The sequence below is a fragment of the Buttiauxella agrestis genome, assembly GCF_900446255.1.
In the GTDB taxonomy this organism is placed as follows: Bacteria; Pseudomonadota; Gammaproteobacteria; order Enterobacterales; family Enterobacteriaceae; genus Buttiauxella; species Buttiauxella agrestis.
Window position 1 is genome coordinate 4,334,957 of sequence record NZ_UIGI01000001.1, and the last position, 20,135, is coordinate 4,355,091.

The 20,135-nt window shown below is 51.2% G+C and carries 22 protein-coding genes; 7 read left to right on the plus strand and 15 right to left on the minus strand.

Annotated features, from left to right (window positions below; translation table 11 throughout):
- Positions 1-45: 45 nt before the first annotated feature.
- Genes DY231_RS20535 through dolP form a run of 4 tightly spaced genes read left to right on the plus strand, consistent with a single transcriptional unit; the run spans position 46 to position 3,672 of the window.
- Entirely contained in the window at positions 46-2,124 is a 2,079-nt protein-coding gene (locus tag DY231_RS20535) for a penicillin-binding protein activator (protein ID WP_115631196.1), read from the plus strand.
- Complete coding sequence (locus DY231_RS20540) at positions 2,082-2,477, plus strand: YraN family protein (RefSeq protein ID WP_115631198.1); 396 nt, start codon at positions 2,082-2,084, stop codon at positions 2,475-2,477. The genes DY231_RS20535 and DY231_RS20540 overlap by 43 nt, the downstream gene beginning before the upstream one ends.
- A 19-nt stretch (positions 2,478-2,496) precedes the next feature.
- Complete coding sequence (gene diaA / locus DY231_RS20545) at positions 2,497-3,087, plus strand: DnaA initiator-associating protein DiaA (protein ID WP_034492968.1); 591 nt, start codon at positions 2,497-2,499, stop codon at positions 3,085-3,087.
- 9 nt (positions 3,088-3,096) lie between these two features.
- Complete coding sequence (gene dolP, locus DY231_RS20550; RefSeq protein ID WP_115631200.1) at positions 3,097-3,672, plus strand: division/outer membrane stress-associated lipid-binding lipoprotein; 576 nt, start codon at positions 3,097-3,099, stop codon at positions 3,670-3,672.
- 98 nt (positions 3,673-3,770) lie between these two features.
- On the opposite strand, the gene DY231_RS20555 is transcribed toward dolP, so the two are convergent.
- The 11 genes from DY231_RS20555 to DY231_RS20605 form a co-directional block, all read right to left on the minus strand.
- Positions 3,771-5,681, minus strand: coding sequence for a BglG family transcription antiterminator (locus DY231_RS20555; protein ID WP_115631202.1), 1,911 nt, complete (start codon positions 5,679-5,681; stop codon positions 3,771-3,773).
- A gap of 15 nt (positions 5,682-5,696) precedes the next feature.
- Positions 5,697-6,803: a lactonase family protein gene (locus tag DY231_RS20560; protein WP_115631204.1), complete on the minus strand. Its 1,107-nt coding sequence runs from the start codon at positions 6,801-6,803 to the stop codon at positions 5,697-5,699.
- Between the two features lie 33 nt (positions 6,804-6,836).
- Positions 6,837-7,577 carry a 2-dehydro-3-deoxy-phosphogluconate aldolase gene (dagF, locus tag DY231_RS20565; RefSeq protein ID WP_115631206.1) on the minus strand — a complete coding sequence of 247 codons (741 nt, stop codon included), beginning with the start codon at positions 7,575-7,577 and terminating at the stop codon, positions 6,837-6,839.
- Positions 7,574-8,692, minus strand: coding sequence for a DgaE family pyridoxal phosphate-dependent ammonia lyase (locus tag DY231_RS20570; RefSeq protein WP_115631208.1), 1,119 nt, complete (start codon positions 8,690-8,692; stop codon positions 7,574-7,576). The genes dagF and DY231_RS20570 overlap by 4 nt, the downstream gene beginning before the upstream one ends.
- The gene (locus DY231_RS20575) at positions 8,676-9,809 is read right to left on the minus strand and encodes an amidohydrolase/deacetylase family metallohydrolase (RefSeq protein WP_115631210.1); all 1,134 of its coding nucleotides are present in this window, start codon (positions 9,807-9,809) and stop codon (positions 8,676-8,678) included. The genes DY231_RS20570 and DY231_RS20575 overlap by 17 nt, the downstream gene beginning before the upstream one ends.
- Before the next feature lie 48 nt (positions 9,810-9,857).
- Positions 9,858-10,499 carry a DUF4310 family protein gene (locus DY231_RS20580; protein ID WP_115631212.1) on the minus strand — a complete coding sequence of 214 codons (642 nt, stop codon included), beginning with the start codon at positions 10,497-10,499 and terminating at the stop codon, positions 9,858-9,860.
- Positions 10,500-10,510: 11 nt separating this feature from the next.
- On the minus strand, positions 10,511-11,287 hold the full coding sequence (locus tag DY231_RS20585; RefSeq protein WP_034492954.1) for a DUF4311 domain-containing protein: 777 nt from the start codon (positions 11,285-11,287) through the stop codon (positions 10,511-10,513).
- 23 nt (positions 11,288-11,310) lie between these two features.
- The gene (locus tag DY231_RS20590; protein ID WP_034492952.1) at positions 11,311-11,607 is read right to left on the minus strand and encodes a DUF4312 family protein; all 297 of its coding nucleotides are present in this window, start codon (positions 11,605-11,607) and stop codon (positions 11,311-11,313) included.
- Between the two features lie 2 nt (positions 11,608-11,609).
- Positions 11,610-11,972, minus strand: coding sequence for an SFCGS family glycine-rich protein (locus tag DY231_RS20595; protein ID WP_034492950.1), 363 nt, complete (start codon positions 11,970-11,972; stop codon positions 11,610-11,612).
- A gap of 17 nt (positions 11,973-11,989) precedes the next feature.
- Positions 11,990-12,307: a glycine dehydrogenase gene (locus DY231_RS20600; RefSeq protein WP_115631214.1), complete on the minus strand. Its 318-nt coding sequence runs from the start codon at positions 12,305-12,307 to the stop codon at positions 11,990-11,992.
- Positions 12,308-12,809: 502 nt separating this feature from the next.
- A complete protein-coding gene (locus DY231_RS20605; RefSeq protein ID WP_256682684.1) occupies positions 12,810-13,676 on the minus strand; it encodes a DUF2971 domain-containing protein in 867 nt (288 codons plus the stop codon).
- 613 nt (positions 13,677-14,289) lie between these two features.
- Between DY231_RS20605 and DY231_RS20610 the strand changes: the two genes are divergently transcribed.
- Positions 14,290-14,547 carry a helix-turn-helix domain-containing protein gene (locus tag DY231_RS20610; RefSeq protein ID WP_256682685.1) on the plus strand — a complete coding sequence of 86 codons (258 nt, stop codon included), beginning with the start codon at positions 14,290-14,292 and terminating at the stop codon, positions 14,545-14,547.
- Positions 14,548-14,790: 243 nt separating this feature from the next.
- On the plus strand, positions 14,791-15,075 hold the full coding sequence (gene nadS, locus DY231_RS20620) for a NadS family protein (RefSeq protein WP_115631220.1): 285 nt from the start codon (positions 14,791-14,793) through the stop codon (positions 15,073-15,075).
- Between the two features lie 33 nt (positions 15,076-15,108).
- Here nadS and DY231_RS20625 read toward each other — a convergent pair whose 3' ends face one another.
- Genes DY231_RS20625 through DY231_RS20635 form a run of 3 tightly spaced genes read right to left on the minus strand, consistent with a single transcriptional unit; the run spans position 15,109 to position 18,032 of the window.
- Positions 15,109-16,416, minus strand: coding sequence for a TRAP transporter large permease (locus DY231_RS20625; protein WP_034492934.1), 1,308 nt, complete (start codon positions 16,414-16,416; stop codon positions 15,109-15,111).
- Between the two features lie 12 nt (positions 16,417-16,428).
- On the minus strand, positions 16,429-16,971 hold the full coding sequence (locus DY231_RS20630) for a TRAP transporter small permease (protein ID WP_115631222.1): 543 nt from the start codon (positions 16,969-16,971) through the stop codon (positions 16,429-16,431).
- 47 nt (positions 16,972-17,018) lie between these two features.
- Positions 17,019-18,032, minus strand: coding sequence for a TRAP transporter substrate-binding protein (locus DY231_RS20635; protein WP_115631224.1), 1,014 nt, complete (start codon positions 18,030-18,032; stop codon positions 17,019-17,021).
- A gap of 271 nt (positions 18,033-18,303) precedes the next feature.
- Between DY231_RS20635 and DY231_RS20645 the strand changes: the two genes are divergently transcribed.
- Positions 18,304-19,242, plus strand: coding sequence for a LysR family transcriptional regulator (locus DY231_RS20645; protein WP_034492933.1), 939 nt, complete (start codon positions 18,304-18,306; stop codon positions 19,240-19,242).
- On the opposite strand, the gene mdcH is transcribed toward DY231_RS20645, so the two are convergent.
- Positions 19,226-20,134 carry a malonate decarboxylase subunit epsilon gene (mdcH, locus tag DY231_RS20650; RefSeq protein ID WP_115631228.1) on the minus strand — a complete coding sequence of 303 codons (909 nt, stop codon included), beginning with the start codon at positions 20,132-20,134 and terminating at the stop codon, positions 19,226-19,228. The genes DY231_RS20645 and mdcH overlap by 17 nt on opposite strands.
- Position 20,135: the final 1 nt, after the last annotated feature.

A 20,135-nucleotide genomic window follows, 5' to 3' on the forward strand; every position in this document is an offset into this window, starting at 1 on the left:
CGATTTAATATTGAACACTGAGATAAAAATTACACTGGATACAGAATGGTACCGTCTAAAATTATTCGTTCTAAAGCCGGGCGCTGTCTGCCGGTTGTACTGGCCGCGCTAATATTCGCTGGCTGTACCACGACAAAAGCACCAGATCAGGCAACCGCGCATATGCAGGGCGAAGCCACGGCGGATTCCGCCTATTATCTGCAACAGATGCAGCAAAGCGGTGATGATAGCAAGACCACCTGGCAATTACTCGCCATTCATGCGCTGGTGAAAGAAGGCAAAACTCAGCAAGCCGTTGATCTCTACAATCAGCTGCCAAAAGAGATGAATGACAAACAGCGCCGTGAACAACAGCTGCTGGTGCCTGAAATCAAAGTCGCGCAGAAAGATTACGCCGCCGCGAACACCGCGCTGGCAAAAATCAATCCGGCTGAATTGAGCAAAAACCAGCTGGCGCGTTACTACCAGGCGATTATCGACGCCAGCCAGAATCGCCCGTCACTACCACTGTTGCGTTCGTATATCGCACAAGAGCCGATGTTGACCGGCCCTGCGCATCAGAAAAATATCGACGGTACCTGGCAGGCATTATCTCAGATGACGCCAGAACAGATGAATGCGCTGGTCATTAATGCCGACGAAAACACACTGCAAGGCTGGCTGGATCTGCAACGAGTATGGAACGATAACCGCAACGATCCAGAAATGTTGAAAGCCGGGATCAAAGACTGGCAAACACGTTACCCGCAAAATCCGGGTGCGAAAACGCTGCCGACTCAGCTAAGCAATATGCAGAATTACAAAGCGGCATCGACCGAGAAAATTGCCCTTCTGCTCCCGTTGAGCGGCCAGGCGGCAGTATTTGGTCGCACCATCCAGCAAGGTTTTGAAGCCGCCAAAAATATGGGTTCTGCTCCGGTTGCGCAAACGACGGCACCTGCGCAAGCACCAGATGCTAACGCGCAGCCTGTTGATACCACCCAGGCAGCATTACCGCAGCCAACCGATCCTAATATGGTGGCAGCGCCTTCGGCAGCATCCGTTGATGATTTAACGCAGCAACCAGCAGAAACAACGGCGGCACCAGTTCAGGCTCCGCAAACGGCAACGCAAACAGCGCCAGCGCCAGCCGCTCCGGCGAATCCTTCAGCGGAAGTGAAAGTCTACGATACCACCACGCAACCGCTCGCTCAGTTACTGGCTCAGGCGCAGCAAGATGGCGCAACACTGGTCGTCGGCCCGCTGCTTAAAAACAACGTGGATGAACTGGCCACCAGTACCTCGCCACTGAATATCCTGGCCCTCAACCAGCCGGAATCCGTTCAGAACCGCGCCAATATTTGCTATTTCGCGCTGTCGCCAGAAGATGAAGCCCGTGATGCCGCCGATCATATCTGGCAGCAAGGCCACCGTGCGCCGCTGCTACTGGTGCCGCGTAACGCCTTGGGCGACCGAGTGACTAAAGCCTTTGCCGAAGAATGGGTGAAGCTTGGCGGCGGCACAGTCCTACAGCAGAAGTTCGGTTCAACGGCTGAACTCAAGCAAGGCATTAACAGCGGTTCAGGCATTGCATTAAGCGGTACGCCAGTTACACCAGCCAGCGCTCAACCCGCAGGCGTGACTATTGGCGGGCTGACAATTCCGCCACCGCCAACGGATGCGCAAATAACAGGTGCCACTTCCGGCGGCGTAGATGCAGCCTACATTGTGGCGACATCTGACGAAGTCGCATTGATCAAACCGATGATTGCCATGCGTACCGGCAGCCGCAGCCCGGCGCAACTGTATGCCAGTTCACGCAGTTCTCAGGGTGTGAACGGCCCGGATTTCCGCCTGGAAATGGAAGGTTTGCAATTTAGCGAGATCCCAATGCTCGCAGGCAACAATCCGTCACTGATGCAGCAAGCACTGAGCAATGTGCATAACGATTACTCGTTAGCGCGACTGTACGCGATGGGCGTTGATGCCTGGTCACTGGCAAACCACTTCTCTCAAATGCGCCAGGTACCGGGTTATCAGGTGAATGGCAATACCGGCACGCTGTCTGCAAATCAGGACTGCGTCATTAACAGGAAGTTAAATTGGCTGCAATTCCGTCAGGGGCAAATCGTTCCGGCGTCCTGACCCGTCAACAAACTGGCGCGCACTACGAGTTAGCCGCGCGCCGTTTTCTTGAACGCAAAGGACTGCGTTTTATCGCCGCCAACGTGCATTCCCGCGGCGGCGAAATCGACCTTATCATGCGCCATGGCAGCGTTATCGTGTTTGTTGAAGTGCGATACCGCCGCTCAAATCACTTTGGTGATGCCGCCGCCAGCGTCACACACCGCAAGCAACAAAAATTGTTACATGCCGCTTCGTATTGGCTAGCCCGCACATCAGGAAGTTTTGATACTGTGGATTGCCGTTTCGATGTGTTAGCCTTCACCGGCAATGAAATAGAGTGGTTAACCAACGCGTTCACCGCAGATGTTTAAAGAAACCAGGTAAATAAACGTGCTCGAAAGAATCAAAGTCTGCTTCACGGAAAGTATTCAAACCCAGATTGCCGCAGCGGAAGCTCTGCCAGATGCTATCTCCCGTGCAGCCATGACGCTGGTTCAGTCGCTGCTCAACGGCAATAAAATCTTGTGCTGTGGTAACGGCACATCTGCGGCGAATGCCCAGCATTTTGCCGCCAGCATGATCAACCGCTTTGAAACTGAGCGCCCGAGTTTACCTGCCATTGCACTTAATGCTGATAATGTGGTCTTAACCGCGATCGCAAACGATCGTTTACACGAAGAAGTGTATGCCAAACAAGTACGTGCGCTAGGTCATGCCGGTGATGTTTTGCTGGCTATTTCGACCCGCGGCAACAGTCGTGATATTGTCAAAGCGGTAGAAGCCGCCGTGACACGTGATATGACTATCGTTGCGCTCACAGGCTACGATGGCGGGGAACTGGCAGGACTGTTAGGTCCGCAGGATGTGGAAATTCGCATCCCTTCTCACCGCAGCGCACGCATTCAGGAAATGCATATGCTGACGGTAAACTGCTTATGCGATCTGATTGATAATACGTTATTCCCTCACCAGGACGATTAAGGAGTACAGATGAAGGCATATAAGCCACTTGCAGTCCTTATTACTGCGTTACTGCTACAAGGTTGTGTTGCTGCCGCAGTAGTGGGTACCGCCGCAGTTGCCACTAAAACGGCGACAGATCCGCGCTCAGTCGGTACTCAGGTTGACGATGGTACGCTGGAATTGCGCGTAAACAGCGCATTGGCTAAAGACGAACAAATCAAGAAAGAAACACGTATCAACGTCAGTGCATACCAGGGCAAAGTGCTGCTGGTTGGGCAGTCGCCGAACTCAGAACTCTCATCGCGTGCCAAACAAATTGCGTTGGGCGTTGATGGCACCACCGAGGTGTATAACGAAATCCGTAACATGGCACCCATTGGCCTGGGTACGGCGTCAAATGACACCTGGATAACGACCAAAGTGCGTTCGCAGTTGCTGACAAGCGATCAGGTGAAATCGACGAATGTGAAAGTCACGACCGAAAATGGCGAAGTGTTCCTGTTAGGTTTGCTGACTGACAGAGAAGCCAAAGCCGCGGCAGATATTGCCAGCCGGGTCAGTGGCGTGAAGCATGTGGCCACTGCGTTTACTCTTCTGAAGTAACTTTTCCCCTCACCCTAACCCTCTCCCTAAGGGAGAGGGAATTATACGGTGTTCCCCTTCTCCCCCAGGGAGAAGGTTGGGATGAGGGTGGCTTCCCCTTAAAACCGACTCAAACAATCCATTGCCACCGCTTTAAACTCGTCAAAACTCCTGCTGTCCCGCAAGCGCGGCATCGCCCGTTCACGCAGAAAAGTCACAAACAAATCGTAAATTGCCATCGCCTCTTCGTACTCACTTTTGCTGATAGCAAGCAGGAAGATGACGTGCGCCGTTTCGTCGCCCCAGGCGATCCCCTGAGGGGCAAGAACGGTATACACCACGGTTTTGTTGGCCATGAGTCCCAGTGAGTGCGGGAGCGCAATCCCCTCGCCCAACACCGTACTGACAATGGCCTCGCGCTCAACGACTGACGGATAAAAGTCCGCACCGACAAACCCTTCCTGCTCAAGTTGCTGGCACAACGAGCTGAACAACTCCTGCTGTGTGACAGGCTCATCAATCACTCGGAAGTGGCTGGCATCAAAGAATTTTTCCAGCATGTACGGGCGGGTTCTGTCCACCAGCACCAGCTTGCCAAGCTGTTCGAGCTGATACTCCGTTGGGAACGGGGCGACGACCACCGTCGGTTTTTGTTTATCCGTTACGCGCGCCGTGGAAATCACAAAATCTTCTTCAACACAGTCGAGCTGTTCGTAATCGCGCAACGAGATAATCCGCGTCACTTCAATTTGCGGGTATTTACGCAGCAGCATCGCCTGAATCATACGCACCGTGGAATTGCCGGTGTCGCATACCAGTAGCACACGCGGATGGCGCTGATAACCAATGTTGTAATGCCGCTCCAGCCCCACACCAATATGCAGCACCAGAAAACCAATTTCGTTTTCGCTGATGACATAAGGGGTGTATTTCCCCCAGCTCGACACCGCCGCCAGCGTCATGTCATAGGCCATCGGATAGTGCTGTTTAATGTTGTCGAGCAGCGGATTCGGAATGTTTATCTGATACCGCACCCGGGTGATCATGGTTTTAATATGGGTAAGCAAATCAGCGTGCAACTGCTTATCGGTCAATAAGTTGTAGTTATAGTTGCTGTTGATAAAGCTCAGAATGTAATTCACCAGCGCTTCGTCATCGTCGGCACTGATGGCGCTCGGGGCCACATCCTGAACCTGGCGCGAGGCGATATGCACTTGCAGCCATTGTTCTTCCGCTTCCGAAAGCGGCTTATCGGCAAGTTTCTGAATCAACACCGTAATTTCGCGTGCGGCTTCACGTACGGCTTCGTCCACATTGTCGGCGCTAAATTCCGGTAGCGGATAACCTTCGCTGATACGGCGCACAGCCACGGCGCAATACAACCGGATAAACTGCTCGCCCTCGTCCGTCAGACGAATGCGGCAGCGCGTAAAGCAGTTGTGTAATTCCGCCGCCAGTTGCTCTGGCACGCCAGCATTCAGCGCTTCTTCAGTCAGCAGCGGGTTATCGCTATCTTCCTGAGTCAGTTGCCAAAGTAGTTCCGTCAGGCAGGCACGCACCGACATTTCGCTGCCAAACAATTTCATGCCGTGACGCGGGCGGGTTTCAATCGTCAGGTTGTAACGCGCCAGCCATTCACGCACTTCTGCCATATCGCTTTGCAAGGTAGCGCGGCTGACAAACCACTCTTCCGCCAGCTCTTCGAGTTTTAATGAGAAGGCAGATGTCAGAAAGCGCACCACTAAATAATGGACGCGTTCCGGAGAATTACGTGGGATCCGCAACTGGCGCGAAGGCTGCTGCACCAGCTCCTGATAGAGCGAGCTGTCGGCAATATTGAGCTGATACCCCGCACCACGACTGAGCACGAACTGCGCACCATGCCCGGCCATCAATGCGTTTAGAGCAGTAATATCCGCGCGCACCGTGCGGGTAGAAACCGATAAGCGCCGCGCCAGTTCATCCTGGGGCAGCGTTTCGTTTTGCAGCATTTCAAACAACTGGGCCAGACGTTGGTTTGGGAATCTCACTGCCGTTTCCTTTCTTTAATCGGGCGTGATGCCTGTCATCACCATCTGTGACGGACTTCCCACCGCAATATAATCCTCAACAAAAGTCAGTTTTCCATTGCCGTGCGCCACACTAAAACGAGTGATGTTGTCACTGCGCTGATTCATGACGTACAGATACTTTTCATTATGGTCGAGGGTGAGCGTGCGTGGGTAATCTCCCCGCGTCCAGACATGTTCCTGAAGCACCAGCTTGCCGTTCGCGGCGACGGTAAAATGGCCAATGCTGTTGTGTAAACGGTTAGCGATGTATAGCTGTTTTCCGTCTTTACTCAGCATTAAACCCGAAGCATAACTGGTGCCTTTGAAGCCTTCGGGCAGCGAAGAAATGCTTTCGCCTTCGGTCAATGTTCCCAGGTTTTCATCAACCTGGTAATACGTCAGCGTGGAAGCCTCTTCGTTGATCAGCCACAAACCCTCACCGCCTGGCGTAAACACAAAGTGGCGAGGCCCGGCACCTTTTGAAGAAGCATCAATATAAGGAGGATCGTTAGGCACGAGCTTGCCGTGAGCTTCGTCGAAACGATATTGATAGATTCGATCCAGACCCAGATCGGTAGTAAAAACGTATTTTCCCGTGGGATCGGCGGCGATCATATGAGCGTGCGCACTGCTGTGGCCGCTGGCAGCAAAACTGCCTTCTACGGCGGCTTCCGGCTTTTTAGCTCCCGCTGGCCCTGAATCTTGTTGAATATCAGTGGCCTCACCGAGGCTGCCGTCGGCTCTCACGGGCAACACAGCAACGGAACCGCTGCCGTAATTGGCCACCAACAGATAGCACCCATCCGGCGTGAGTGTGAGATAAACCGCCCCCGAGCCGCCCGATGAAACCTGATTCAGCTCGGTAAGATTACCGTCATCCCCCACACGCAACGCTGCAACAATGCCTTGTTCTGCTTCGCTTGCCACATACAACGTTTTGCCATTTTTAGCGGCGGTTAGCTGCGCGGCATTGGGCAATTCGCAAACTAACGTTTTGTGGGTCAGCGCACCGGTTTCGGCATCGACCAGGAATCGGTACAGGCCTTCTCCGTTGGGATGGTAAGTGCCAATCCAGGCATACTGCGGCCTTGTTGCAGACATTGATGATCCTCATTGTTGTGAAATTATTCGCCCTCAGCCGACCAGGTTTCTGGTCATTTCCAGCAAAGTGCGCACATCTTGCGGACGCGTATTGCCGCTCGCTTTATCAATAATTGAACTGTAAATATGCGGAATCACTTTGCTTACGCCCGCATCCAGTGCGATTTTCAGAATTTCTTCGTAGTTCTCAAGGTCAATTCCGCCGGTTGGCTCGAGCCAAAAATCATACTTCGCGCAAGCTTTCGCTACCGCTTCATATTCATCACGGCATTGCAGCCCGCCCATCGGGAAATATTTGACTGAGCTGCCGCCCATATCTTTGAGTAACTTAATCGCGGTTTCGACAGGTACGATGCCGTCTGGCGCGCCAGAACTCAACGGGCCGGTGGAAATTTTCACCATGCCGACCGTGCCGGTTGGGGAAATCAGGCCGTTGACCACACTTTCATTTTGCCCAAGCAGCGCACGACTGGTTCCCACGCCGGTAAATACCTGGTTTACATGCTGCGGTTGCACCTCGCGGGAGATTTCACTCACCATTGCCGATTGATTCGGGTCGCCTGCACCAAGGCCAACAGAGAGCGCATTTTCGATCAACGCCGCATATTCGCGCATATCCGCAACAGCACTGGCGACATCCGGGTAATTTTTGGAAAGCACGCCCACCAGCACATGTCCTTCGGCAGCATCATAAATGGCTTTAGCATTCTCTTTGGAACCCGCCAGCACGTTCAGGCAAACACGATCGCGGTAAAAGTTCGGGGTCAATTTCATGCCTGTTTCTCCTTGCTGACTAACGCGTTAATGCTGTGATAAATAATCTCTAGCTGCTGCGGGCTTACGCTGCGCACATCGGCTTCGATAATCCCTTCGTTAGCTTTGTAACCACGGAAGAAAATCGCATACTCGCCTTGTTTCAGCGCGCTGACTAACTCTACGGTGCTGGTGCCAATCACCGCTTCATCGAACTTAATTTCAGTACGCGCGATATCACGACCGGCGGCATCCCACACGACGCGGGCGCTGATACCCTCAATCGTATTGAGATTAGCGATAAACGGCGTCATTTTTTCCACCATCTGTTCACCGCTCTCTTTTTCCGCACTCAGATAATGTTCGATGGCGCAGGTCAGGCCAAGAATGCCTTCTTTACCGACTTTCATGGCGCGTCCAATGCCGCTGGTTTGCAGTTTCACCCACTCGACGTACTGCGCTTTGCCGATCACCAGACCGCTGGTTGGCCCTTCAATCGCTTTTGCGCCGCTGTAAATCACCAGGTCCGCACCTGCGCGGTAGTAACACTGCAAATCTTCTTCAGCCGCAGCATCAACAATTAACGGCAGGTTATGCTTGCGGGCCACGACCGCCGCCTGCTCAACGCTAAGCATGCTTTTCTGCACCGAGTGGTGAGATTTGATATACAGAATGGCCGCCGTGCGCGGGGAAATCGCCGCAGCCAGTTGATCGGCGGAACATTCGTTGGCGTAACCGGCTTCAACCACTTTGCCGCCACCGAGATAAACCATGGTGCCCACGGGTGCGCCAAAGTTCACGTTGTGGCCTTTTGGCAACACAATTTCATTGTTCTCAAGCGGGGTGCCATGCAGGTTTTCAATCAGCCACGCGTTGTCTTTCACCAGCACCGCCGCCACCGATTGTGCGATACCCGCAGAAGCACAGGACACTACCGTCGCCGCTTCCACATCCAGCAATTTTGCGATGTATTCCCCAGTTTTGTTCACCAGGTCTTTCATTTCAAAGTAGTGATTCATGCCGTTCGTCACGGCATCCACCACTTCCGGGCGCGGAGTAGAAACACCGAGTGCCGTCATGCGGCCAGATGCGTTAATGACTTGTTTTAAATTGTATTTTTCATAAATCGAAGACATGTTCTTGCTTCCCTTGTTCGGTCGTAAACCATTTTCCAGCGCGGACGGCGGCAAGTGCCACCAGCAGTTGTTCACCCTGGAGTGTCTGATTTTCTGAGTCGGTAAATACCGTCGGCTGGCGGCGTTTGGCAAAAATGGTCAGGTCGCTATCAAGGCCAATCGACAATCGGCCTTTGTTCACCAGGCGCAGGCCGTCGGCTGCATGTGCCGTCACACAATCAATCACTTGTGGCAGCGACATGCCGATGGAGAGGAATTTGGACATCACCACGCCGAGGCTATGCACCGGGCCGTTAATGCGGTTGCGACAGTAAATATCGGAGCTGATGGTGTGTGGCAAAATCCCTTTGCTGATGGCGATTTTCGCCACTTCAAAGCTGAAACTGGCCGTGCCGTGGCCGACATCAAGGCGCACGCCGCGCTGTATCGCGCTGGACACTGAGGCACGTAATTCACCCGCAGGCGTCAGAATGCGGTTCGGTTTGCCGTTGTAGCAGTGGGTGATGATGTCGCCGCTGGTCAATAAATCGGTGATTTCATCGAGGTCCGGCGGATTGTTACCAATGTGCACCATCAGCGGCAGCTCGCCGTTTTCATGCTGGATTTGTTTGGCGATTTCAAGGGGTTTAATGCCGTTCGCACCCACCACGCTGCTGCTCATGCGTGCTTTGATGCCGACGATAAAACCCGGGTGGCGCGTGACGGCATCGCGCACCGCCACTTTGTCGATATTCGCCATATCAGAGAGTTCGTTTTGCGCAATCAGCCCGACCTTCGAGATATTCAGCAGAGCGTAAACGTCGGTGCGCGCACTGCGAGTCAGCTCGTAAAACTCGTCGATGTCATCCGCACCGGTGCTTCCGGCATCCACCACCGTCGTCACCCCCGTATGAATGCCGATACTGTCAGGGTCATCGTGATAAATCGGGGATTTTTGGTAGCAGTGAACGTGTGAATCAATCCAACCAGCGCTGACGTAATACTCGCCGTTAAGCTGGCGCTCTTCGCATGTTTCGCCCGTGACTCCGCCCAGTGCCGCAATTTTTCCATCTTTAATCGCGATGTCGATAACCGTATCGTCCACCAGGCGGGCGTTGCGCAGGATTAAGTCGTACATGATTTTTTCCTTATTGGCGGATGGGACGCGCCATCCGCCAAAAAAGTTCTACAAAGCAATCGGGAAGAAAGCGCCAAATAGCATCGCGCCAAGAATTGCGCCGCCGGTAATCGGTTTGTTCCACAGGTAAAACAGCAGCGAACCAATCAAGGAGCCGATACCAATTGGAATCGAGGCGGCCATCGCGCTGAGGATAATTAACGGGCCAAGGAAGCGGCCGGATGCGTTACCCGCGCCCATCATCACGTCAGCACCGTAAGTAGAGTTGCTTTGGTTGATGGTGAATTTACGCGCAAGAATGATCAGATAACCAATCGCCAGGCCAATCACCAATCCAGTTGCTAAAGAAGCGGCGAAGTTAGCGACCGGGAAGATAATCCCGGCGCCCAGCAACAGCGCAGGAACGCCAAGCCCGACACCGGTTTGAATCGCCCCGCCGATGTCCAGAATCCCGACCAGCGAACCTTCAATGATGCGGGCAAACAGGAAGCTGGCACCAAATGCTGCGACTGCGCCATACACGCCGGTGTCGATTCCGGCACGCAGCATGGAAACAAACGCTACTTCGTTAAATGCGCCGATTCCGTAGAGGTAATACATGTGTGTCCCGGCGAACACGCCGGATGAAAGCAGGCCAACAAAAATCGGGAAAGACCAGTCGGCGTACCAAAAACCTTTATTCTCTTCCATCATTGGCTCCCTTATTTTCCGCTCAGCGAGTTATGAATCAGATCCAGCCAGTTCGGCACGGTCAGATGGAAAGATTCGATCATCTTCATGTCGAAGCCACGGAAGAAACCACTCAGGACAAACAGCGCGATAATCGCGACCATCATCACTTTAGTGACATGGTTCCAGCCGCTCTCTTCCACACCTTTACCAATCAGGATGCCCAGCACCAAACCCGGTACGGCGTTACCCATAATCAGCTGCGCGCAGCCGCCGAAAATCGTCGCCCAGAAGCCCGATTTCTTACCGGCATCAATCGCCGCCAGCCAGAAAATCACTGGCATGATGATGTTAACCAGCAGGTTAGCGGCAGGCACCAGAACTTTTACCGCCGTGACCTGCAATGCAGCCGGAACCGCAGAAGCCGTGGTGTTAAGGAAGGCGACCACAATCATGCCGATGATGCCGCAGGCGATAGCCATCTTTCTCGGATCGTGCAGGGTTTCGGCGACGTTACGGTTTTTCACCATCAACGCGGCAGCACCCCAGTTTGGGATAATGCGGTGGTCAACATCTTGTGTGAACGCCCCTGCTGCAACCGAGGATGCCCATGCGTTAAAGAAGAAGCCCAGACCAAATGAGAAGTGTGAAGCCGGATCGCCTTCGCAGGAATTTAGCTCACCGAGAGTACGAAAAGCGCCCATCCCTTGAGTGGTAGGCGCGTGAAACATACGTGCAGCCCCGGCGCCAACTCCAACGCCCACCAGACCGCCGATGATTAGCGATTTTATTAATATAATTAAGAACATCTGTCTGTCCTTTCTGTGTGATTTTATTGGGGAATGAAATCGACTTTGTCCATGTTGATTGCCGTAACATTGACTGAAACATCCAGCTCCACGCTGAACATTTGTTTTTCACGCTTCAGGAAGAAGAACAAAAACGCTTCTTTCTTAACCTGGACTCGCGCCTGAATAACCTGCACATCCTGTGGCTCAATGCGCAGTAAAATGTGGGGAGAAGATTTCATCACCGAGCCCTGAACATGATTCAGGGCGTCAGCAAAGGCTTTGGCTTTGGTATCGCCGCGCCCTTTCACTCTCACCGTTTCTGAGAAGTGTTCTTTCATACTCACTGACCGTACTTCTTGGCCCAGGCCTGCACCAGACGCTCGCCCAGCTCTTCTTTATCCATAAAACCAAAGCCCAGAACGTTATTGCCTTCGTTAATTGCGGTCACGCCTTCATCCACTGAACGCATGCCGTACTTGGCTTTGTAACCGTGTTTGGTTTGTGCGGTGATAGCACCTGCGCCACCGCTGCCGCAGAAAGAGATACCAAACGTGGCGTTTTCTGCTTTCATCACGTCGCCCAGTTTCATATCAGCGGCAACACCAGGAATCACCACGGCACGACCGCCCGCTTTCTCAATCCCTGCTGCCACTTTCTGGCCTTTGCCCAGACGATCGCCAATCACTACGGTAATTTGTTCCATGTGTTTCTCCTGATTATTCAAAGATTGTCTTTCGCGACTTCAAAATGCACCGACAATAGCCACGCCTCTTCAACGGGGAGATTGCCAAACTGTTCCACCACTTCTTTCGCCATCACCAGCGAGTCATCAGAGATTTCCTCAAACAGACTCTCTTCAACTTCTGGCAGCGGTTCGCCGGTCAATGACCGATGAGCCATGGCACGAACGTGGGATGTCAGCATCTGTTCCTGCACCGCGTTCGGCGTGATGTTTCTGTTCATAAGCAGCGTATTGATAAACGCCAACACGCGTTGCGTGAGTCGCGTTTCCTCGGTACACCCGGCTTCATTAACCATTACCGCTCCGTCATTCACACTACGACCCTCTTCGCTGTCAGGCTTTTAAGGTATCGGGCAGGGTTAAAGGTTTGTAGCGAGTTGTTTTCCACTTCGAAGTGGAAATCGCGGCTTCAATAGTGATTTGCGCCACAAAAAAGGGCTGAATCGTGATGATTGGCTGGTTTAGTGTGATTACAGTCACGCATTAGCAATGCTTAAGTGAGAGTTCTCAGTGATAGTTTTTGAGCAAATTTGTGAGCCAGGGGGTGTTTTGGGGGAAATATTGGAAAGGCTTATGGTTGGGGATAGTTTAGGACTGAGATACCCGGGGCGACCACCAGGTTTGGCGTCCCTCCGGGAACCAAATCCCGGCGTTTCCCCTAATTCATTGGCTTTAGTGAATGATGTTAGCCAGGGCAAGGGGGGGATTTATGGCGGCACTAGAACAGCTTTTATTAGGGGGCAGTCGCCTAAGTGCCTGGAGTGGACATTGCTGACATGGTAATCGCCACCAATAATCTCAATCCCCTATGTGGTTACGTTCCATCGCTCTTAAAACCTTCTCTGCAGAATCAAATATATCCATTCTCTGCATATCATGCGGGTATTTGGTGTATTCATAACCCTCTATGGCGAGATCCCATGTACTTTTCTTAAATTCACACTGATATAACTGCACTGTATTGTTTAAAATTAATGCTTCTAATGTACTGTTATTTCTAATAATTTCATCAATGCCCTTGTTGTTGATCCCGATATAGATACCTGTTACCGATTTTAGATCAACTATTTTATCAATTAATACAGTGTCTTGCTTTTGTAATGATTCCGTCTTTTTTATTATTCTGATTTCTTCTTCATATTTCCAATGCAATGATTTAGTAAGCAATAATTTACTAATCATATCAGTGTCATAGATATTTTCTTGACTGATCTTTAGTTTGCTTTCTATTCGACTCCCTAAATAATCAATTTCACCTTTCGGAGCTGTAATCAGGCATTTTGCTTCATCATCGTATCCTGCCTTCTCAGTATCGATTGCTACAACAAAACCCTGATGCTTATCTGCATAATGTGACCACATCAATACGTTGAGTGGTTCTTTAGAAAGGCATAAGCAGGCAAGGTTTTGATTGATTTCATATCTCATAGTTAATGATTCAATTGATTCATCATCAAGTGCATATCCATAACTTTCGAAAGGATCATTAAACTCACTGTGTGGGGTGAACTTTATAGAGATGTAGCCATCTTTGAAGAATCGATCTAATGATGCATTGTCTATGTATTTGTACAAAATCATAAAATACTCAGAATCATTTATAGGTGTTATCAGTGTACAGCCTTTCGACAGGCTAGGTGTAAGTACCCCGCTTAAACGACCCATTCTCTTTTAGAGTTTGAAATACGCCCTCGGTGGTCGGAACAATTTCGTACTTCCGCTCCTCGCTCAAAGCAGGCCATCAAAATTAACACTAGCTATTTTCTACCCTGCTGCGCAAAGCGTATGAACTTATCCCCTTTAGAATTACGTCGTAGCGGGTGAGTTCATTGATTCAGTACCACCCACTTTTCGTGTTTCACTCAGATCCGGAAGACGCCTCGCAATCCTATAACCCCAGCAGTGACAGGTAGTTAAACGTTGCGGTATTATGCGTGCGCTGCGGCACATCCGCAGTCGGGAATTGCAGCCCGGAGTACTGGAAGCAAAGAATACGCTTGATGCCTATTCTTTGTTGCGCTTTGCCACATCCGTCAAAAATCAGATTCTCGGGATTAGACGTTCAATGGTGGCTCAGGCGGGGCTGACTTCGGTCAGGCCGGTTTCCAGTATCCCGGTACTGCAATCCCTTCCTGGGCTACCACCAATAAGAGAATTGCAGCTCTGGTGGTAGCGATATGCTAGAACTGGAGATGCAAATGAAAAGAATTTCACACAGCCCCACTTTCCTGCCCTTCCTCACGGCTTCCCGCACATTAGCTGTATGCGGAGGCAAAAAATGACAACGCCTTCCGACTGGCATAAAGCCGATATTATTGCCGCGCTTCATAAGAAAGGTACTTCGCTGGCTGCACTTTCGCGCGAAGCAAATCTGGCTTCCTCAACACTCGCGAATGCACTGACTCGTCCGTGGGCAAGAGGTGAATTAATGATTGCACGAGCGCTAGAGTTACCCGCTTCTCAAATCTGGCCGAGCCGTTATTTTGATGAAAAAGACAGAGAGTTGAAAAGAGTGATGAGAAAACCGGTTAACTGAGTCGTCGCATCAATTGGCGGGTGCGCTTCGCTTACCCGCCCTACGAAATAATCGATCTGAGAGTTTCATATGGCTACTTTTGAAATTGAGAAATGAAAAAAATTGTCGGGGGCATTACTTGCCAAACTGCGAGTCACACATCGTTTATCCGACGATAACCGAAAAGCACTAAAGATAATCTGACTGATGCGGAAAAAGCAGATCTCAAGAAATTGACGAAAATACTGAAAAACGAGGTGTGATATGAGCTTTTTTGACGACCTGAAAACGTCCCTTGAAGAAGCGGTCGACATTAAAAATGGCGTTCAATCTCCCACCCGTGTTACCCGCTATGAGATTGCTGATGTCAAAGCAATCAGGGAACAGTTGAATGTTTCACAGAGCGAAATGGCCAGGGCACTGGGTACTAGCATTGATACCATAAAAAGCTGGGAGTCAGGGAGACGTAACCCAACCGGGCTTGCTGCAAAGGTGCTGGCAACCATCCAGGCTAACCCTGCTTTCTTCCAGGAATTAGCTGCGCATTAGTGATGAGCGGGGATAATCCCCGCTCTACTTCCCTTACTTCACCAGCCCCATACTCTGTGGCAGTGCCATGGTGATAGCCGGTAAATACGTCACCATCATCAGAACAATCGCAATCACCGCAAAGAATGGCAGCAACGGTTTAATGACGCGCTCAATTTTAATATCCCCGACTTTACAACCGGTAAATAAGATTGGCCCCACCGGCGGCGTTATCGTGCCGAGCGATAAGTTGAACACCATCATAATACCGAAATGCACCGGGTCCATTCCAAACTGCATACAGATTGGCAGGAAGATTGGGGTGAAGATTAATACCGCAGGCGTTGGGTCCATAAAGGTGCCGACCACCAGCAATACCAGATTCATAATCAGCAAAATAACAATAAAGCTATCGGTAGCAGAAAGTAAACCAGAGGCAATCAGTGCCGGTATTTTGGTGAAGGCCATAACCCACGACATAATAGAAGATGCCGCCAGCATGAAGATAACAATCGCGGTCATTTTCGCCGTGGCGAGGAATATCTTCGGCAAATCGTCAATTTTAATGTTGCGATAAATAATGCCGAGTACCAGGGAATAAACGACCGCAATCGCCGATGCTTCCGTTGCCGTAAATACGCCACCCAGAATACCGCCGATAACAACGACAATCATCATCAGGCTTGGAATAGCATCAAACAAAATACGCAGCGTCTGGCCTTTATTTGCCGAACGGTCGGCCACATAGCCACGGCGTTTTGCAATAAATCCGGCGACCAGCATGACGCCCAGGCCCCACAGAATACCCGGCACATAACCGGCCATAAACAGCGCGGAAATAGACACGCTACCCGCCACCGTTGCGTAAACAATCAAAGAGTTGCTTGGCGGAATCAGCATGCCTGTTGGTGCAGAAGCGATATTCACCGCCGCGCTGAACGCCGGGTCGTACTGCTCTTTTTTCTGAATCGGCGACATGATGCCACCGACCGCGGCAGCCGATGCCACACCAGAACCGCTGATCGAGCCAAACAGCATATTGGCAACAACGTTAGTTTGCGCCAGTGGGCCGGGCAAGAAATTACTGACCATTTTGGCGCAGTTAATTAAACGAATGGCGATCCCGCCATTATTCATTAAATTCCCCGCCAGTATAAAGAAGGGAATGGCTAATAAAGCAAAGGAGTCGAGGCCAACAAAGACGCGCTGTGCCGACGTTAATATCGCACCATCGAAAGGTAAGATAAGTAACATTGCGGCAAAAGAAGAAATCCCGATGCTGATACTAATTGGCGTGCCCGCCAGCAGTAAAATAAACACACCGCTAAACATTACAAGAGCAACAATAATTGCAATATCCATATCAACACCCAATCAATCTTGTTTCGAAGAGAACTTTCTGAACAGCCCATATTGGTTATACAGGCAATAGAACAGCGTCATTGCACCACTTAGAGGAATTGCAATGTAGATAATGCCGATTGGAATTTGTAATGCGGAATCGAGCTGCGCCATCTGGCGGCTCATCCCGATATAACCCCCGATAGTTAGCACCAGCAAGGCAAATACAGAGGTGGCAAGCTCGCCGATGATTTCCAGCGAAAGGCGTAATTTGCGCGGCAATTTATCGCGCATAAAAGTGATAGCCATATGCTCGCGCAGACCGAAAACATACGCTCCGCCAATCAGCACCAGCCAGATAAACAAATAACGCGCCAGCACTTCGCTGACCGCACTTGGGCTATTTAATAAATAACGGGAAGCAACCTGCCAGGTCACCAGCAGCGTCATTAATCCCACAATTAAAATACATAGATATGACGCCACTTTATCAACGGCCTGTTTCACTCGGGTGATATGCGAATAAAAATCAGATTTGGATACGGCGGCGGAGGGGGCGGTTTGCGTCACTTTCATCATATTCTCCACAGGGGGCCAGAAAGCCCCCTGGTTACTAAGCCGAGTTACTCGGCCAACTCACGAATTTTTTCGTACAACGCTTTTTGTTCCGGCGTAGTCAACATGGCAGATTGCAGCGGTTTGCAACGTTCCTGGAATGGCTTGATATCCACTTCAGTGAAGGTCGCGCCGTTGTCTTTCGCGGTTTGACGTGCGCCATCGAGCGCTTTATCCCACAGCTCAAACTGAGTCTGGGTACTCTCTTTGGCTAATTTGCGGAACAGCTCGCGGTCGCCTTCATCCATTTTGGCGAGGAAACTTTCGTTAGCGACGAGCAGGTCGGCCACCATCACGTGGCGAGTGGTGGAGAAGTAAGGCGCCACTTCGTACTGTTTCAGGTCGGCGTAGGTGATTTCATTGTTTTCAGCACCGTCTAATACGCCCTGCTGAATCGCTGAGTAGACTTCACCCTGACCCATCGGTACGCCCGTTCCGCCCATGCAACTCAGCATTTTGATCATCGTGTCAGACTGCATGACACGGATTTTCTTGCCATTCATGTCAGCCGGACTTTTGACGGCGGCACCTTTGGTGTACACGCTGCGCGCACCGGCGGTATACGCAGTGACGACTTCAAAACCGGTTCCTTTGGTGGACGCAAACAGGCTGTCTAGCACGCCAGACGTAAACACTTTGCGCTGATGTTCCGGGTTGTCGTACACGTACGGCATGGCCAGAACCGAGAAGTTTTTATTGAAGTTTTCCACCAGCGGGTTAGCCACAACCGCCATCTGAATCGCACCAGACTGAACCAGTTCAAGTGAAGCACGCTGGTCGCCCAACAGTTCATTGGGGTGGATTTCTAATTTGTAACGACCATTGGTCGCCGCTTCCAGCTTATCGCTGAAGGAAACTAACGCTTTGTATTGTGGGTTATTTTCAGATTGGTTAAACGCGGTTTTTAGGGTAACGGTGCCTGTTGGAGCAGCGTCATCGCCACATCCGCTCAGCAAAATCGTTGCAGCAACAGCGGTAGCAACCAGCGAAATTTTTGGCAAAACATGTTTCAAATGCAGCATCCTGAGATTCCCTTATCCATGATTTCTGTGTGGAACTATTCCGTTTCGAAAGCATTTACGCATTGAATGGATTAAAAATGAAACGTTATTTCACTCAAAAAGAAATTTTGATTCATTTTGCTATTCAGATCTCAAAATGCCGAAAACGGCTGCTCATAAAAAACACAATCGGTGCATGCAAAAACAGTAAACAAGCGTGGAGTCAGTGATGCAGGCAGGGATTTAAGGTACTTTATGGCAATCTTGCAGGGATGAAACATTTAGGACATCCATGAAAATTGACGCAGAAATCACTTTCCGAAAACTCGAAATATTCATGGTGTTTATGGAAAAGGGGAATATTGCCCGTACCGCAGAGGCTCTGGGCATCAGTGGCGTGAGCGTTCATCGCGCCCTGCACACCCTTGAAGAAGGCGTTCGCTGCCCGCTGTTTATTCATAAAGGCCGCAATCTGGTGCCGTTGCCTGCGGCAAATACGCTGCTTGAACATAGCAAAGAAGCGGTCGCACTGATGGTGCGCGGGATCGCAGAAACTCGCCAGACCGCAGGTGTCGGGCAAGGACGTTTGCGCATCGGTACGTTGTATTCTCTCACGCTCGAAACCGTGCCACGCCTGATTATGGGCATGAAATTACGCCGCCCGGAATTGGAAATGGACCTCACCATGGGTTCCAACCAAATGCTGCTCAATATGCTCGAAGACGGCGTCCTGGATGCGATCCTGATTTCGATTTCAGAAAGCGAAATCGACAGAAATAGACTCGAAGTGTTGCCTTTGTTCCAGGATGACATTTTCCTCGCCGCATCCAGCACGTTTCCGCTCGATACCAGCAAGTTAGCCGATCTTCGTGAGTACCATAACGAGAAGTTTGTTTCGCTAGCCGAAGGCTTTGCGACCTACAACGGTTTCCAGGAAGCGTTTCACATCGCGGGTTTTGAACCAGAAATTGTCACGCGTGTGAACGATATTTTCTCGATGATAAGCCTGGTGCAGGCGGGTGTGGGGCTGGCTTTAATGCCGGGACGCATGAAGAAAGTGTATGAAAATTCAGTACAATTGCTGAAACTTGCCGACCCTTATCAGATGCAGCAATCCATCGCGATTGTCTTTGCCCGCAACCGCGAACACGATCCTAATCTCCTGGCACTTGCTGCCGAAGGGCGCATGTACGCCCGTTCGTTTATTGATACGCCTAACGCGCCTCTTTAACGCGCTCGGTGAGGCGTTTTATCAGCGCGACGCTGTTTTGTTCTGCGCAAACCATTTCACCTTCACGGAACGCCTGGCGCGTGAGTCCGGTCAGCACGCTACCTGGCGGCATTTCGATGGCCAGGCGCACATCGCGTTCGTTAGCGGCAATCATCGCATCACGCCAGCGCACGGTGCGCGACATATTCAGCGCTAAATCTTCGGCAATTTTCTCCGGCTGCCAGGCCACGCGAGCGGTACTGCCGCTGAGATAGGTACAGCGTGGACGGGTTAGCGTCACATCGGCAAACGCCTGTTTTAGTTTTAGCGCGGGTTCAGCCAGTAAATCGCAGTGCGATGGCACGCTGACCGCCAGTTGTTTAGCTTTCTGCGCCCCAAATTTCAGCGCTCGCTGGGCCACTTTCGCCATGTCTTCGTCACGCCCGGCAATCACAATTTGCTGCTCGGCGTTGATATTAGCGATGTACGTTCCGCTGCCTTCCACCAGTGTTTCGACCTGACTGAGTTGCAAGCCGGTAATCGCCGTCAAACCATAACCTTGTGGATACGCCTGCTCCATTAAATCACCGCGCAGAGCCACTAAACGTAACGCATCTTCAAAGCTTAACGCGTCCGCCACCACGGCCGCCGGAAACGCGCCGATGGATAAACCACACACCATATCGGGCACGATGCCATTGCGCTCAAGTTCCTGTGCGCAGGCCACACCTGCAATCAGCAAACAAAGTTGAACAGCACGGGTATGTTTCAGCGCATCAAACGTATCGAGCGCGTCGGCTTCATCACCTAAAACTGCACGAACTCGCGCCATAATGTCGCTATCTTGCGGTAATTTCTGCAACATACCGACACGTTGCGTTCCCTGTCCGGGGAAAGTGAAGAGAATTTTCATG